Source organism: Sphingomonas sp. CARO-RG-8B-R24-01, from assembly GCF_022662295.1.
In the GTDB taxonomy this organism is placed as follows: Bacteria; Pseudomonadota; Alphaproteobacteria; order Sphingomonadales; family Sphingomonadaceae; genus Sphingomonas.
Map to the genome: position 1 here is coordinate 242171 of NZ_JAKNQI010000007.1, position 15819 is coordinate 257989.

11 protein-coding genes are annotated in these 15819 nt (G+C 62.7%); 1 reads left to right on the top strand and 10 read right to left on the bottom strand.

The window, feature by feature from the left end; genetic code table 11:
• Window positions 1–16: 16 nt before the first annotated feature.
• The 8 genes from dnaE to L8G49_RS15175 all read right to left on the bottom strand — a co-directional run bounded on the left by dnaE (window position 17) and on the right by L8G49_RS15175 (window position 12609).
• A complete protein-coding gene (gene dnaE / locus L8G49_RS15140; protein ID WP_242186597.1) occupies window positions 17–3706 on the bottom strand; it encodes a DNA polymerase III subunit alpha in 3690 nt (1229 codons plus the stop codon).
• A 62-nt stretch (window positions 3707–3768) separates the two neighbouring features.
• Window positions 3769–4896, bottom strand: coding sequence for a hypothetical protein (locus tag L8G49_RS15145; RefSeq protein ID WP_242186598.1), 1128 nt, complete (start codon window positions 4894–4896; stop codon window positions 3769–3771).
• A 22-nt stretch (window positions 4897–4918) separates the two neighbouring features.
• Complete coding sequence (locus L8G49_RS15150; RefSeq protein ID WP_242186599.1) at window positions 4919–6028, bottom strand: hypothetical protein; 1110 nt, start codon at window positions 6026–6028, stop codon at window positions 4919–4921.
• Window positions 6029–6209: 181 nt separating this feature from the next.
• The gene (locus L8G49_RS15155) at window positions 6210–6689 is read right to left on the bottom strand and encodes a glutathione peroxidase (protein WP_242186601.1); all 480 of its coding nucleotides are present in this window, start codon (window positions 6687–6689) and stop codon (window positions 6210–6212) included.
• Window positions 6686–7654, bottom strand: a complete 969-nt coding sequence (locus L8G49_RS15160; RefSeq protein ID WP_242186602.1) for a GNAT family protein — start codon at window positions 7652–7654, stop codon at window positions 6686–6688. The genes L8G49_RS15155 and L8G49_RS15160 overlap by 4 nt, the downstream gene beginning before the upstream one ends.
• Complete coding sequence (locus L8G49_RS15165) at window positions 7651–8325, bottom strand: ABC transporter ATP-binding protein (RefSeq protein WP_242186603.1); 675 nt, start codon at window positions 8323–8325, stop codon at window positions 7651–7653. Before L8G49_RS15165 ends, L8G49_RS15160 begins: the two co-directional genes overlap by 4 nt.
• Window positions 8318–9568 (bottom strand): lipoprotein-releasing ABC transporter permease subunit, encoded by a 1251-nt coding sequence (locus tag L8G49_RS15170; RefSeq protein WP_242138998.1) that lies wholly within the window; start codon window positions 9566–9568, stop codon window positions 8318–8320. Before L8G49_RS15170 ends, L8G49_RS15165 begins: the two co-directional genes overlap by 8 nt.
• A 602-nt stretch (window positions 9569–10170) precedes the next feature.
• Window positions 10171–12609 carry a TonB-dependent receptor gene (locus L8G49_RS15175; RefSeq protein ID WP_242186604.1) on the bottom strand — a complete coding sequence of 813 codons (2439 nt, stop codon included), beginning with the start codon at window positions 12607–12609 and terminating at the stop codon, window positions 10171–10173.
• Between the two features lie 264 nt (window positions 12610–12873).
• Between L8G49_RS15175 and L8G49_RS15180 the strand changes: the two genes are divergently transcribed.
• Entirely contained in the window at window positions 12874–13347 is a 474-nt protein-coding gene (locus tag L8G49_RS15180) for an Hsp20 family protein (protein ID WP_242138996.1), read from the top strand.
• Window positions 13348–13605: 258 nt separating this feature from the next.
• Here L8G49_RS15180 and L8G49_RS15185 read toward each other — a convergent pair whose 3' ends face one another.
• Both L8G49_RS15185 and secG read right to left on the bottom strand, forming a co-directional pair.
• Window positions 13606–15240, bottom strand: a complete 1635-nt coding sequence (locus L8G49_RS15185; RefSeq protein ID WP_242186605.1) for a CTP synthase — start codon at window positions 15238–15240, stop codon at window positions 13606–13608.
• A 100-nt stretch (window positions 15241–15340) separates the two neighbouring features.
• A complete protein-coding gene (gene secG, locus L8G49_RS15190) occupies window positions 15341–15745 on the bottom strand; it encodes a preprotein translocase subunit SecG (RefSeq protein ID WP_242138994.1) in 405 nt (134 codons plus the stop codon).
• Between the last annotated feature and the right edge of the window lie 74 nt (window positions 15746–15819).

The following is a 15819-nucleotide window of genomic DNA, read 5'->3' on the forward strand; positions in this document are numbered from 1 at the left end:
CGAGATGGGGCAGCACTCACCCCACCAGAGCCAGCCGCGCTTCGGCGGTCTTGAGCTCCACGTCGCTGACATCCTGCAAGCCTTCGATCCGCTCGGCAAGCTCCCCGTCGAGCAAAAAGTCGCGCCCGAGCAGGACCCGCGCCGTACCGCCGCCTGCAACCGGGACCTTTGCCCACACCTCGCCGCGGGCACCGCGAACGTCCTGGAGGAGGGCCGCGAGTGCGGCCATGCCGGCGGGGCTTGCCACGCTCAGCTCGAGTGCGAAGCGGGCGTTGTTGGCGAGTTGCTCGAACGGCTGGATCCGCTTGATCGAGACGCGCGGCGTTTCCTCGCCCGGGCGGCGGTCGAGCTCGACCGTCAGCAGCCCGCAGCCGTTGTTGCGCGCGGCTTCCTCGAGGTCGGCGGCGACGCCGTCGTCGAAGCAGGTCGCGATGAACTGGCCCGAGGGATCGGAACAGGTCGCCATCAAATAGCGCTTGCCGCGCGCCGAGGTGCGCCAGCGCGCATCCTCCACTAAAGCGGCCATCGTTGCACCTGCGCGCGTCCCGTCGTCGGGGATCGAGAGCTCGCCCAGCGCGGCGAAGCTGCGGGCGCCGTGCATCTTGGCGAGGTGGCCGTGGCGGTCGACCGGGTGGGCGGAGAGGTAGAAGCCGAACGCGTCCTTCTCCTGGTCCATCCGCTGCGCGACCGACCAGTGCGCCGAGCGGGGGAGCTTGATCGGGGGCTCGGCGGCGTCGGCGGTGCCGAAGAGGCCGCCCTGCCCGCTGGTCTTCTGGTCGTGGATGCGCGCGGCGGTGGCTAATATCGTTTCGGAACAAGCGTATAGCCCAGCGCGGTTCGCGTCGAGGCAGTCGAACGCACCCGCCGAGGCGAGCGTCTCGACCTGGCGCTTGTTCATCAGGCGAGGATCCACGCGGCGCGCGAGATCGTCGATCGAGGTGAACTTGCCGTTCGCGTCGCGCTCCTGGACGAGCTTCTCCATCGCGCCTTCGCCGACCGATTTCAGCGCGGCCAAGGCGTAGCGGACGCCCAGCCCGTCGCCGGTATCCTCGACCGTGAACTCGGCTTCGCTGCGGTTGATGTCTGGCGGCAAAAGCGCGACGTCCAACCGCCGCATGTCGTCCACGAAAATGCTCAGTTTGTCCGTGAGCGTCATGTCGAAACACATTGAAGCGGCGTAGAATTCGTGCGGATGATGCGCCTTGAGCCATGCCGTCTGGTACGACAGCAGCGCATAGGCCGCTGCGTGCGACTTGTTGAAGCCGTAGCCTGCGAACTTGTCGATCAAGTCGAACAGTTCGTTGGCTTTTGCCTTCTCGATCCCGTTGATCGTCTTGCAGCCCTCGACGAACCCGGCACGCTGCGCGTCCATCTCGGCCTTGACCTTCTTGCCCATCGCGCGGCGCAACAGATCCGCTTGCCCCAGCGAATAGCCCGCGAGGATCTGCGCGGCCTGCATAACCTGTTCCTGGTACACGAAAATCCCGTAGGTCTCCGACAGGATCCCCTCGAGCAGCGCGTGCGGATAGACGATCGGCTCCAACCCGTTCTTGCGCTTGCCGAACATCGGGATGTTGTCCATCGGGCCCGGGCGATACAGCGAGACGAGCGCGATGATGTCGCCGAAATTCGACGGGCGAACGGCGGACAGCGTGCGCCGCATCCCCTCCGATTCGAGCTGGAAGACGCCGACCGTGTCGCCTTTCTGCAGTAATTTGTAGACGCCCTCGTCGTCCCATTCGAGCGCATCGAGATCGAGCACGACCCCGCGCTGCGCGAGCAGGTCGATCGCCTTCTTGAGCACCGAAAGCGTCTTCAGCCCGAGGAAGTCGAACTTCACCAGCCCGGCGCCCTCGACATATTTCATGTCGAACTGCGTGACCGGCATGTCCGAGCGCGGATCGCGGTACAAAGGCACCAGCTCGGCGAGCGGGCGGTCGCCGATCACCACGCCCGCCGCGTGAGTCGAGCTGTGGCGCGGCAGCCCCTCGAGCTTCATCGCGAGGTCGAGCAGGTGGCGGACGTTGCCGTCCTGCTTATACTCGCTGTGAAGCTCGGACACGCCGTCGATCGCGCGCTTCAAGGTCCACGGGTCGGCGGGGAGATTGGGGACGAGCTTCGCCAGCCGGTCGATCTGGCCATAGCCCATCTGGAGCACGCGCCCGGTGTCCTTCAACACCGCGCGCGCCTTCAGTTTCCCGAAGGTGATGATCTGCGCCACCTGATCGCGACCGTATTTCTGCTGGACGTAGCGGATCACTTCACCGCGGCGGGTTTCGCAGAAATCGATGTCGAAATCGGGCATCGACACGCGTTCCGGGTTGAGGAAGCGTTCGAACAGCAACCCCAGCTTCATCGGATCGAGATCGGTGATCGTCAGCGCCCAGGCGACGACCGAACCCGCGCCCGAACCACGGCCCGGGCCGACGGGGATATCGTGATCCTTCGCCCATTTGATGAAGTCCGCGACGATCAGGAAGTAGCCGGGGAAGCCCATCTGGATGATGACGTCGAGCTCGAATTCGAGGCGTTCGCGGTAGGGGGTGCGCCAGTCGGTTGGGGTTGCGACGCCCTCACCTTCTTCGCTTCCGCCTTCTTCGCTTCCCCGGCGTAGGCCGGGGCCCAGTTGTGGCGCAGAAGTCGTCGGAGCGCCGTCCTCACCGATCTTCTGTTCCTCTCCTGGGCCCCGGCCTTCGCCGGGGGGGGGACCAGAAGAGGAGGAAGGGGAAGCCGCGGGAATGCGCGCGGCACTCCCCGACAGCAACCCCAACGCCGCGATCCGGTCCAGCCGCCGCTCCAGCCCCGCGCGCGCATCCACGCGCAGCTTCTCGGCTTCCGCCTCGCGGTCGCCCGCCAGGCTCGGCAGGATCGGCTTGCGCTTGGGCGCCGCCACGCCGCAACGCTGCGCGACGATCATGGTGTTGTCGATCGCCTCGGGGAGATCGGCGAACAGCGCCTTCATCTCCTTGGCGGGCTTCATCCACGCATCGGGCGAGCTGCGCGGGCGGTCGTCGCTCGCGATATAGGTCGAGTTGGCGATGCACAGCAAAGCGTCATGCGCCTCGCTGAAATCCTGCTCCGCGAAACAGCACGGGTTGGTCGCGACCAGCGGCAGGTTCCGGTCATAGGCGAGGTCGAGCAGCAGCGGCTCGGCCTTGCCCTCGATCTCGCACTGGCGGCGGGTGAGCTCGATATAGAGGCGGTCGGGGAACAGCGCCTGCAACCGGTCGGCATAGGCGAACGCGCGGTCCGGCTGGTCCTCCGCGAACAGCCGCGCGAGCCCGCCCTCGCGCCCCGCGGTGAGCGCGATCAGCCCGTCCGAACACGCCGCCAGCGCGTCGAAATCGACATGCGCGGCGAGTTCGAGCGGGCGATCGAGATGCGCGCGCGAGACGAGCTTGCACAGATTGTCATAGCCCGTCTTGTCCTGCGCATAGAGCGCGATCCAGTCGATCACCGGGGTCGCGGTCTCGGGCATGTCGGGGCGGCAGAGCCCGAGCATCGTCCCGATCACCGGCTGGACGCCCGCGGCCATCGCCGCGTCGGAGAAGGCCATCGCGGCGTAGAGCCCGTTGCGATCGGTCAGCGCGGCGGCGGGAAAACCAAGCTGCTGCGCGTGCTTGGCGATCGCCTTTGGCTCGATCGCGCCGTCGAGCATGGTGTAGGACGAGAAGATACGGAGGGGCACGAAGCCAGCATGAGACATGGGGGGCTTATGCGCCGTGGGGGCGATTCTGGAAACCGGGCACGGGGGGAATTTTGTAGCGTTTAAGTCGAAGCTTGTCCTGCCGTCGGGCTGAGTAAATATCTGAAGTTAACGTCGTACGCGTTCTTTTTGTAAAGTTCGCTTATAACATCCACAAGGAAACAAACTATGGCAGGCCAGCATCTTTCTGTGATCCCGATAGGGGCATCATCCTCGTAGTCTTCTTGGTGGACCAAAAAGTTTCTGATCTTATATATGCGCCGCCCGACTGTGGCCTTATCAAATTTAACGCCTTTTAGATCCTTGAAGGCTTCAGTATCGAATACTTCGTCTTTCAAAGCCGTATCATCTTGAAGCATTGCAAAGAGCAATTCGGTGGATTGCCCCTCTTTTCCCCTCCAGAGTAGGCTTGATGACACCTTTTTGGAGAGCGTATAACCGTCATCCGCAAGACCGGTAGATTCTTTAAGACGAAGTATCCACGGCAAAAAGTGCAAAGACTCTAAACATTTATAAAGCTCAAGGAAGCAGTGCTTCCAATGCATTGACGTAAGAGCGTAGTAAATATTCTCGGGGTTTACGTTTCCCAATTGCAGCAAGGCTGCAATCTTGTTTGATATGATATTCCCAAGTAACTCGGATCGGAACTTTGTGTGTGCCGACGCTAAAGTAGCCGCCAAAAACCAAATATCCGCAGTTGCTAAAACGCTGTTTTTATCAACCGCAAAAATCTTTATATCTTTAAATGCTGATATTAATTCGCCGATGTCATGCCCTACGTAAAGTTCATCGTCTGCGATATCGATGATTTCTTTCGCTTGTCGGACTTCAAAATACTGCGGCTTCAGAACGTAAAATCCTCTAAACTCATGAGCTATGAATAAAAAGGTGCTTTCGTCAAGTATCGCTGGAATTGCGCCATACTCCGCGAGCAAATATGATGCCGACTCCTCAGCGTCAGAACCAACCAGGTCCGTCTGGATGCAGAGATAGGCCGTTTCGCCTTCTTCATAGCGAGCAACAAAGCAATTATTAACAAGTTTCATTGCCCCATTTTTGTATGCTCTCAAGTTTTTCAGTTTTGAGAATTGTTCGATCTTTCTCTCTTCGGGCAAATCAGCAGTTTTTATTTTCTCGGACAAGTCGGCTCTGCCGGCAGCCTTTAAAAGATCAAAAAACACAGATTCCATGTAATCACTGAAATGAGGCATTTTAAGCCATCCAACACGGGACCATATTTTCAAGACGATTAGAGTTTCGGAACATTGTCGTGAACGCTTTCCGAAAAAACTCTCGTTCAAAACGGCCAACTTGCCCGCTTCTTTGGGTAAGACGTTCTTCAACGAGCTGCAATTGCAGGAATTGGGCTAATTGCCCTTCGTCCATGGCCGCAAGTTTATGTTCCAGATGTCGAACGGCCTGAACCATGGCGTCCATTTTTTCTTTTGAGGCGGCCCAATCGATGTTGAAGCCCGGCTCGTCAAAAACTTCGATCGCTACCGCCGCACAAAAGCCGGCCATCGCTGGAAAGCTGGAGAAAACGTCCTTTCCAATCCTGAAGCGCATGTTCGGAGATTGAGCTACCGTCAGTCTAGCAAACTGTCGATCGAGAGCCGACATTTGTCTCAATGTTTCAATAAAGTAGTCCAGAAACTCCGAATGGGCCGTAGTTTCAATTGCATCAAGACGGGTAAAGTCTTCAGCAACTTTATCTTTTATATCCAACTCGGTTCGACGAGATGAAAATAGAAGTAGAAGCTCTACGATGTTTTTGCTTTGATATTGACCAGCTTGTACACGACGTCTTTGGGCCTCCAGCAAGAACACTTCTACATCAGAACCTAACTCACTTCTGATTTTTACGAGAAACTGGCTATAGATAGTTTCGAGCTGTCGACCGATTTCCCATGGCACCTGCCCAGTATTTAGAACGAGCATTCTGTATATGAGACTATTTAGCTTAGTAGAAACCCAGAATTCAACCCTGATAGGCAATGCCGAAATGCCGGTGTCCGCTCTGATTGCATCAAGCATAGCGGTTGTGCGTTGCATTCCATCAATAATTGAAATGCCATCATCTTGATGATCTTTGACGACATCCATAAAAGAAATTAAGTCTTTCGACGACTCGGCATCGAGGTATCTATTTTGGTTTAACAAAACGCCCAACACTACTGGTGGCATGACCGCGCCGTCGCGGATGTCCGCAACAAGCCGGTTTCGTATCGTAATGCTTGTTTTTGTTTTAAGAGGACCTCTTTGCCCCTCGATACCTCCAGTATTTTTGTAAACCGCATCTACCAACGCGATGTACTCGTCCATCCTCATCTCTGCCATTACTGACAGGCAATCGACGCGATGATCATGGAGCTTATGGTACATATCGGCCCTTTTTGGGATGAAACGAGTTCTGATAAACCTTTTGGGACATATAAGTCTGCGGTAAATCGCGAAACGAGCAAGACATAAGGAGGTAAACAGTCCTATCTACTATTAAGTAGTTTTATAAAAGCCTGGCAATATCCGCCTCGATCGCCTCAGGCTTGGTCGTCGGCGCATACCGCTCCACCACCTGCCCGCCGCGATCCACCAGGAACTTGGTAAAGTTCCACTTGATCCCCCCGGTGCCGAGGAACCCCGGCGCCTGCTTCTTGAGCGCGGTGAACAACGGGTCGGCATCCGCGCCGTTGACGTCGACCTTGGCGAACATCGGGAAGGTGACGTCATAGGTCAGCGAGCAGAAGTTCCGGATCTCCTCGGCGTCGCCGGGTTCCTGCGCGCCGAACTGGTTGCACGGGAAGCCGAGCACCGCGAAGCCCTTGTCGGCGAAGCGGCGCTGCAACGCCTCCAGCCCGGCATATTGCGGGGTGAAGCCGCATTTGGACGCGGTGTTGACGATCAGCAGCACCTTGCCGGCATAGGCCGACAGATCGACCGGCTTGCCGTCCGCGCCCGTCACGATGTGGTCGGTGATCGCGTTCATGCCGTCTTTCCCTCGTTGCGGGCCAGCAGGAAGCGCAGGTTGCGCTCGACCCCCGCCCATTCGCTCGCGATGATCGAATAGACCACGAGATCGCGGATCCGGCCATCCATCAACTGGTGATTGCGCAGCACCCCGTCGCGCTTCGCGCCGAGCCGCTCGATCGCCTTTTGCGAGGCCTTGTTGAACCAGTCGGTGCGGATCTGGACCGCGTTGCAGTCCAGCACCTCGAACGCGTGTTTGAGCAGGAGCAGCTTCGCCTCGGTATTGACCCCGCTGCGCTGGACCGAGTGCGCGTAGAAGGTGCCGCCGATCTCCAGCCGGCGGTGCGCGGCGTTCATCCGCATGTAGCGGGTGAGGCCGACGATGCGGGGGGCTTGCCCACCCTCCGTTCGGGCTGAGCGCAGTCGAAGCCCCTGCGCTGTGCCCGGCCCTTCGACTTCGCTCAGGGCGAACGGAGGGGGTGTGGGTGCGGGTTCGGTGGGCGTCGCGATCCCGGTCTCGGACCCTGCCCCAACTTCCGTTCGGGCTGAGCGCAGTCGAAGCCGTTGCGCTGTGCCTGGCCCTTCGACTTCGCTTAGGGCGAACGGAGGGGGGGTGGGTGCGGGTTCTGTGTCCGTTGCGATCCCGATCTCCGACCCGGCCCCAACTTCCGTTCGGGCTGAGCGCAGTCGAAGCCCCTGCGCTGTGCCTGACCCTTCGACTTCGCTCAGGGCGAACGGCGGGGGTGTGGGCTCTGCGGCGGGCACACACACCGTAAACGGCATCGCGCGCCCGTAATCGCGTTCCCGGAACAGCGCCGCCATGAACGCCGCCGGGTCGGTCAGCGTCGAGACGTTGGTGAAGAACAGTTCGCTGAGCTTCCCGTCCGCCGCCGCCGCGACGATGCCGTCCTGGTCCTCAGGCACCGTCGGGCGGAGGATGACATGCTGGCCAACCAGCGTCGGCGGGTCGGTCCAGGCTGTCATGCAAGCCGTCCTTCGTGGAGCCGGACGACGCGGTCCATCTTGGCCGCGATCCGTTCGTTGTGCGTGGCGACCAGCGCCGCCGAGCCTTCTTCCCGCACCAGCCGGAGGAACTCCGCGAGCACGATGTCGGCGGTGCCCTCGTCGAGGTTGCCGGTCGGTTCGTCCGCGAGCACCAAGGCGGGCCGGTTGGCGAGCGCGCGCGCGACCGCGACGCGCTGCTGCTCGCCGCCCGAAAGCTGGTTGGGGCGATGCGTCAGGCGATGCCCGAGCCCGAGCGCGGTGAGCAGCGCCGCGGCGCGTTCGTCCGCCTCGGCGCGGGGGCGGTCCTGGATCATCTGGGGGAGGACGACATTCTCGGTCGCATTGAAATCGGGGAGGAGATGGTGGAACTGATAGACGAAGCCCAGTTGGTCGCGCCGCACCCGCGTCCGCCCGTCGGCGTTGAGGCGTGCGGCTTCCTCGCCCGCGATCCGGATCGACCCGCCGAACCCGCCCTCGAGCAGCCCGACCGCCTGGAGCATCGTCGACTTGCCCGAGCCCGAGGGGCCGAGCAAAGCGACGATCTCGCCCGCGCCGACGGTGAGGTCGACGCTGCGGAGCACTTCGATCGTCTCGCCGCCCTGTGCGAAGCTGCGCGACAGGCCGGTGACGACCAATACCGGTTCATTCATAGCGGAGCACCTGGACGGGGTCAGTGCTCGCCGCCTTGAGCGCGGGGTAGAGCGTGGCGAGGAAGCTGAACACGAGCGCCATGAGGGCGATGACGGTGACTTCGACCGGATCGGTCTTGGACGGGAGTTCGCTCAGGAACCGGACCGAGGGATCCCACAGGTTCTGCCCCGTCGCCCATTGCACCGCGTTGACGACATCCTGCCGGAACCACAGGAAGACGAAGCCGAGCAGCAGCCCCGCGACCACGCCGAGCGCGCCGATCGTCGTGCCGACGACCATGAAGATGCGGATCATCGCCCCCCTGCTCGCCCCCATCGTCCGCAGGATCGCGATGTCGCGGGTCTTGGCGCGGACCAGCATGATCAGCGAGGACAGGATGTTGAAGACGGCGACGAGGATGATGATCGACAGCACCGTGAACATCGCGACCCGCTCGACGCCCAAGGCCTCGAACAATTGCGCGTTCATCTGGCGCCAGTCCTGGATCGTCCCGGTCCGCCCGATCTTGTCGACCAGCGGCGCGAGGATCTGCCCGACGCGGTCGGGGTCGGTCGTCTGCAACTCGACCATGCCGACCGAATCCCCCATCATCAGCAACGTCTGCGCATCCTGCATCGGCATGATGACATAGGCCTTGTCGAAATCGTACACGCCGATCGTGAACACCGCGCCGACGGTATAGTTGACGATCCGCGGCACGGTGCCGAACGGGGTCGATTGCCCCTGCGGGCTGATCAGCTGGATCTGGCTGCCGACCACCGCGCCGAGCGCATCCGCCAGCCCCGAGCCGATCGCGACCGTCCCGCTGCCCGGGGTCAGGCTGCTCAGCGACCCCATCACGACCTTGCTGCCGATCGTCTTGTTCGAACGGATGTCGGACACGCGCATCCCGCGCAGCAGCACGCCTTCGACCCGGCCATTATAGGTCGTCATCAGCGGCTGTTCGATCAGCGGGATCGCGCTCGTCACGCCGGGGGTGGTTTCCGCCTGCCCGACGATCCGGCGCCAGTCGGGGATCTGGCCGCCATAGCCCTGCACCACCGCATGACCGTTCAAGCCGACGATCTTGTCGAACAGCTCGGCGCGGAAGCCGTTCATCACGCTCATCACGATGACGAGCGCGGCGACGCCGAGCATTACCGCGACCAGGCTGATCCCGGCGACGAGGAAGATGAACGCCTCGCCCTTGCCCGGCAACAAATAGCGCCGGGCGATCATGCGTTCGTATCGGGATAGGATCATAGGGTTCGGTCTGCCCGCCCATAGGGGTGCTGATCCGGTCGCTCTAGGCGGCGGGTGCGTCACTGGCAACTGTTGCGACGTGTTGCGCAATCGCCACAGCGCCGCCGCAATCGGTACGGCGCGGCCACATTCCCGGTGACAAGCCCCGGCAACAAACCTAACGCTTTTGTCACTGACACACAGGCAACGGCCGTGGTTCGGGGATGCTTTCAGCGCCGCCCAAAAGGGCTGGCTGCGAAGGCTATTTGGGGGCTGACGAGCGATCGTCACGCAGGCGCCCGGGTCGGAAACGGCCCGGGCGTTTGCTTGTTCGGGCGAAAGCGCGCCCCGCGCGCTGATCCGCGCAGCGGATCGCCCGAACCGGACGGCGGGCGCGGAGCGACCCGGCCGACGGCGGCTTTGCCGACCGGCGCTTCTCTCTTCTTCGGTTTTGCGCTTCGGCGGGGTCGCTCTGCTGGACTTCCCCACCCCAACCCCTCCCCTGAAAAGGAGGGGCTAGAGAGAAGCGTTCGCCCGAGAAAGCCCCTCCCCTTCAGGGGAGGGGTTGGGGTGGGGCCGAGCCTCGCAGAGACCAGCTCCCGCCTGAGGCCCCCCGAAAAACCTCAGAACGACTTGCTCACCGTCACCCCGTAAGTCCGCGGGTCGCCCGGTTGCCCGATGACCAGCCCGGTGTTGCCCGACTGCGTCGTCAACACCTCATAGTAATTTTGGTCGAACGCGTTGCGAACCCAGCCGAAGACGTTGAAGTCATCCTTCGCCTTGAACCCCAGGCGGAAGTTGCTGAGCGCATAGCCATCGATGTTGGTATAGGCCGAAGCCGAGGGATTGGACGAGAAGCGCGACCGGTAGCTGCCGTCGTAGCCGAGGTAGAATTGGCCCGATACGCGACCGATCTGCGTCGGCACGTCATATTCGGCGCCATAGCTGAACGCCCATTTCGAGACGCCCGGCAATACCTGCCCCGAGATGTTGCAGCTCGCCGGGCCGATCCCCCCCGGGGTGCCCGGCGCGCTTGGCACCTGGCCCGCCGTCGCGGTCGTGCCGCCCGACAGTTCGGGCGGGCACGGCGCGTCGACGAAGCGCGCATATTTGGCGTCGGTGTACGCGCCATTGGCATAGACGTTGAACCGCGCGGTCGGGCGGAAGGCGGAGTCGATCTCTATCCCGCGAGTCCGCACATGCCCCGCATTGGCGAGATAACCGCGCAGCACGCCCAATTGCCCGTTGTTCACGCTCGCCTGGTAATCGAAGATATCGGTCCAGAAGGCCGCCAGGTTCACGGTCGCGCGGCGGTCGAGGAACTGCGTCTTGAGCCCGAGCTCGTAATGATTGACCGCCTCGGGCTTGACCGTCGACGCCGAATAGAGCGGCTGGTTCGCCGCATCGAGCGGCAGGCCCGACAGGTTGACGCCGCCCGATTTGTAGCTGCGCGCATAGGTCGCATACGCATGCAGATCGCGTGAGATCGTCCAGGCGGCGGTAACGTCGCCCGACAGGTTCCACTTGCTGAGATGTGCGGGATAGCTTTGCGGCGGCAGCGTCGTGCACTGGTCGCGGAGCACCGCGGCGGTCGGCGCCGGGGTGCAGCGGATCACGGTCCCTGCCCCGGTCGTCACCACCGCATCATATTGCGCGTCCTTCTTGTCATAATTGAGCCGCGCGCCCGGCGCGATCGAGAAGCGGTCGCTGACATGCCAGGTGAGCTTGCCGAACAACGCCGCGCTGGTGTTGCCGAGATGGCTGCGCAACGTCGAGGTGAGCCCGTTGAGGACCGCCGGGTTGCTGGCGTTGGCGCCGGTGAGCAGATAGCGGCTTGCGGCCGATCCCTGCACCTGCAGCCCCTCCACGTCGACGGCCTGGTAGAAATAGAACAGTCCGGCGAGGTAATCGATCTTATGGGTGCCGTTCGAAGCGACCCGCAGTTCCTGGCTCAGCTGATATTGCTGCGACGTGTTCGCCGATACGGTGGTGATCGGCAGTCCGGTGAAATCGCGGTCGCTGTTCGGGACCCAGTCCCAGAAGCGATAGGCGCTCACCGATGTCAGCGTCGCGCCGCCCAGATCGAGATTGCCGACGAGCGACGTCCCGCCGATCTTCTGTTTCGCGCGCGGCACCGCATCCAGATCGGTCACGCGGTCGAACGCGTTGGTCGAGGGCGCGGCATAGCCGAACGCCGCCGCCAACGCGGCATATTGCCGCGCGACCGGCCGCTGTGTCGCGCCGGTCCGAACGTAATATTGCACGCAACATTTGGGGTCTTGCGCATTGTAATCCCCGTACAATGTCAGGTCGAGCGTATCGGTCGGTTTCCACAGCAACTGGCCGCGAAAGCTCTTGTTGTCCTGGCTGTTCTGATAGTCGTTGAGGCGCGTGTTATAGATCGTGCCCCGCCGCGTCGTGATCGATGTCGACAGCCGGATCGCGAGCTTGTCGTCGATCAGCGGCCCCGAGACCGACGCCTTGCCCTGGAAGAAATCGTAATTGCCGCCGGTCACCTCGACCCGCGCTTCGGGCGTGAAGCTGGGCTTGCGGGTCGAGATGTTGATTGCGCCGGCGGTCGTGTTCTTGCCGTAGAGCGTGCCCTGTGGACCGCGCAGCACCTCGATCCGCTCGGTATCCGTGAAGTCGAACGTCGCCGATGCGATCCGGCTGTAATAGACCTGATCGACGTAGATGCCGACGCCCTGCTCGATCCCGTCGTTGGTCAGCCCGAACGGCGCGCCGAGCCCGCGGATGTTCGCGGCGGAATTGCGCGGGTTGGTCGAGTAGAATTGCAGGCTGGGTTGCAGCTGGGTCAGCCGGTTGACGTTGTAGGTCCCCGTTTCCGCGAGCGCGGTGCCGCCGATCACCGAGATCGCGATCGGGACCGACTGGATCGTCTCGACCCGTCGGCGCGCGGTGACGACGATGTCGCCCCCGCCCTGTTGCGCGGTTCCGAGGCGACCTTCGCTCTGGTCGGTCGGCGCGGGTGAGACGGCGGGCGGAACCTGCGGTTCGACCGCTGTCTGAGCGAGCAGGATAAGCGGCAGGTGAGCAAGCATGTACGTCCCCTTTACGCCCGGTGATGCCGAGTCGCCGGTACAATGCCTATCAACTGGGGGGATTATCACGCCGGATTGTTCTTTGCGGTCCGATAGTCCGGCTTTAGCCATGCCGAAATTGCGCAAGGCACCTCTTGAACCGGCGATGGAACGCCCCAGATTTCTGCTGTGCGGTGCCACTCACGGGCCGCACCGGGCCGGGTCGCACCTGCGTGGACCGGGCTTGCACACCAACGATGTATCTCGCTTTTTTAGGAGCTCATCATGCGTCAATTCGATCTTACCCCCTTCCGCCGCTCGACCGTCGGCTTCGACCGGCTGTTCGACATGCTCGAGGCCAATGCGCGTCAGGCGAGCGCGGACAATTATCCCCCCTTCAACCTTGAGCGGCTCGATACCGATCGCTATCGCATCACGATTGCTGTCGCCGGCTTCGGCCGCGACGACATCGAGATCACCGCGCAGCAGAACCTGTTGCAGGTGAAAGGGCGCAAGGATGACAAGGACGCCGCTGCCGCATCCTTCCTCCATCTCGGCATCGCCAACCGCAGCTTCGAGCGGCGTTTCGAACTCGCCGATTTCGTGCGGGTCGAGGATGCCCGGCTAAACGACGGGCTGCTCGTCGTGGATCTCGTCCGCGAAGTGCCCGAGGCGATGAAGCCCAAGACGATCGCGATCAAGACCGGCGCACCGCTGGTTGCGGTCGAGGACAAGAAGGACTCGGCGCAGGCTGCTTGACGGCTGGCGTTCGAGCATAAGTTGGGGCGTCCGGGCTTGGTCCGGGCGCCCTTTCTCGTTCCTTACATCATGCCGTAACACCTCCCCAGCGAAGGCCGGGGCCCAGTAGTGATACGGAAGAAAGCGAGCGACTGCGCTTCGTTTTCGCAACCTGCGCTACTGGGCCCCGGCCTTCGCCGGGGAGGGTAGTAGAGAGCGGTTCGCTTCCCAGCAAAGTCCGTGTCCCGCAGTAGCGCTGCCACCGCAGGACGACGACCGTCACACCAGCCGCGACTGCCGTACCGCCGCCGCGATGAAGCTCGCGAACAGCGGATGCGGATCGAACGGCTTGCTCTTGAGCTCGGGATGGAACTGGACACCGACGAACCATGGATGGTCCGGCCGCTCGACGATCTCGGGCAGCATCCCGTCGGGCGACATCCCGCTGAACACGAGGCCACCTTGTTCCAGCCGCTCGCGGTACGCTGTATTCACCTCGTAGCGATGCCGATGCCGCTCCGAAATGTCGCTGTCGCCGTAGATCGTCGAGACGACCGAATTGCCGTCGAGCTTCGCCGGATACGCACCGAGACGCATCGTCCCGCCAAGATCGCCACCGGCTTCGCGCTTTTCGAGCCCGCCGGTGCTCATCCATTCGGTGATCATGCCGACCACGGGTTCCTCGGTCGGGCCGAACTCGGTCGAGCTCGCGGCCGTGATCCCCGCTAGATCGCGCGCGCCTTCGACGCATGCCATCTGCATCCCGAAGCAGATGCCGAAATACGGAATGTCGCGTTCACGCGCGAAGCGGACGCTGGCGATCTTGCCTTCCGCGCCCCGCTCGCCGAACGCGCCGGGAACGAGGATCGCGTGCATCGGCTCGAGCCGCGCGGCGATGTCGGCATCGTCCGCCTCGAACAGCTCGGCGTCGATCCACTCGACGTTGACCTTGACCTTGTTGGCGATCCCACCGTGGACGAGCGCTTCGTTGAGCGACTTGTACGCATCCTGCAGGCCGACATATTTGCCGACGACGCCGATCGTGACCTCGCCCTCGGGGTTGGTCAGCCGGTCCATGATGTTGGTCCAGCGCGAAAGGTCGGGGGAGCTGCCGGGTAGAATGCCGAACGCGTTGAGCACCGCGTCGTCGAGGCCTTCGTTGTGATATTGGACCGGGACCGCGTAGATGCTCTTGGCGTCGAGCGCGGGGATGACCGCGGACTTCGGCACGTTGCAGAACAGCGCGATCTTGGCGCGGTCGCTTTCCGGAAGCGGTTGCTCGCAGCGGCACACCAGCACGTCGGGCTGGACGCCGAGTGCGGCGAGTTCGCGGACCGAATGCTGCGTCGGCTTGGTCTTCAGCTCGCCTGCGGCAGCGATGTACGGCACCAGCGTGACGTGGATGCTGACCGAATTGCCGCGCCCGAGATCGTTGCGGAGCTGGCGGATCGCCTCGATGAACGGGAGCGACTCGATGTCGCCGACCGTCCCGCCGATCTCGCACAAGACGAAGTCGAGATCGTCGATCTCGGCCTGCGCGAAATCCTTGATCGCGTCGGTGACGTGCGGGATGACCTGCACGGTCGCGCCGAGATAATCGCCGCGTCGTTCGCGTGCGATGATCTGCTGATAGATCCGGCCCGAGGTGACGTTGTCGCTCTGCCGCGAGGGCACGCCGGTGAAGCGTTCGTAATGGCCGAGATCGAGGTCGGTCTCTGCGCCGTCGTCGGTCACATAGACTTCGCCATGCTGATAGGGCGACATCGTGCCCGGATCGACGTTGAGATAAGGATCGAACTTGCGGATCCGCACGCGATAGCCACGGGCCTGGAGCAGTGCCGCGAGGCTCGCTGCCATGAGACCCTTGCCGAGCGAGGAGACCACGCCGCCGGTGATAAAGATGAACCGCGCCATGGGAGCAAAGGCCTAGCGTCATCCGGGGTGGCGCGACAAGCGCGCGACTCCGGGAAAGTTTCAGGAAAGTACGAAGCCGGCCGCTTGGCCGGTCCGCGGCTTACGGTGCGGTCGGGGCCGCGCCGTTGGCGGGAGCCGCCGTGTTGCCGGTCGGCTCGATCGCGCTGCGCGCGCCGCTGGCGAACGGATTGTTCGGATCGGTCTGGACCGGCGGTGCAACCGGCGCAGGCGCCGTTGCCGCGCCGCGCGCCAGCGTCGGATCGACCTTGGCGACGCGGTTCTGTGCGGCCAGCACCGCGAGCAGGATGCTGAGCGCGATGAACACCGCCCCCAGCGTCGAGGTGGCGCGCGTCAGGAAATCCGCCGCGCCGCGGGCCGACATCAGCCCCGACGGCGATCCGCCCATGCCAAGACCGCCACCTTCGGACTTCTGCACGAGAATCACCGAGACCAGCGCCGCAGCGACGCAGAAGTGGACGACGAGGAGGAACTGGAACAGAAACATGTTGCGGGTTGATCCTTGAGCGGCGGTCGACGGCTGCGTTGCGGGGCACATAGGCGAGGTCTTCGGTCTGATCA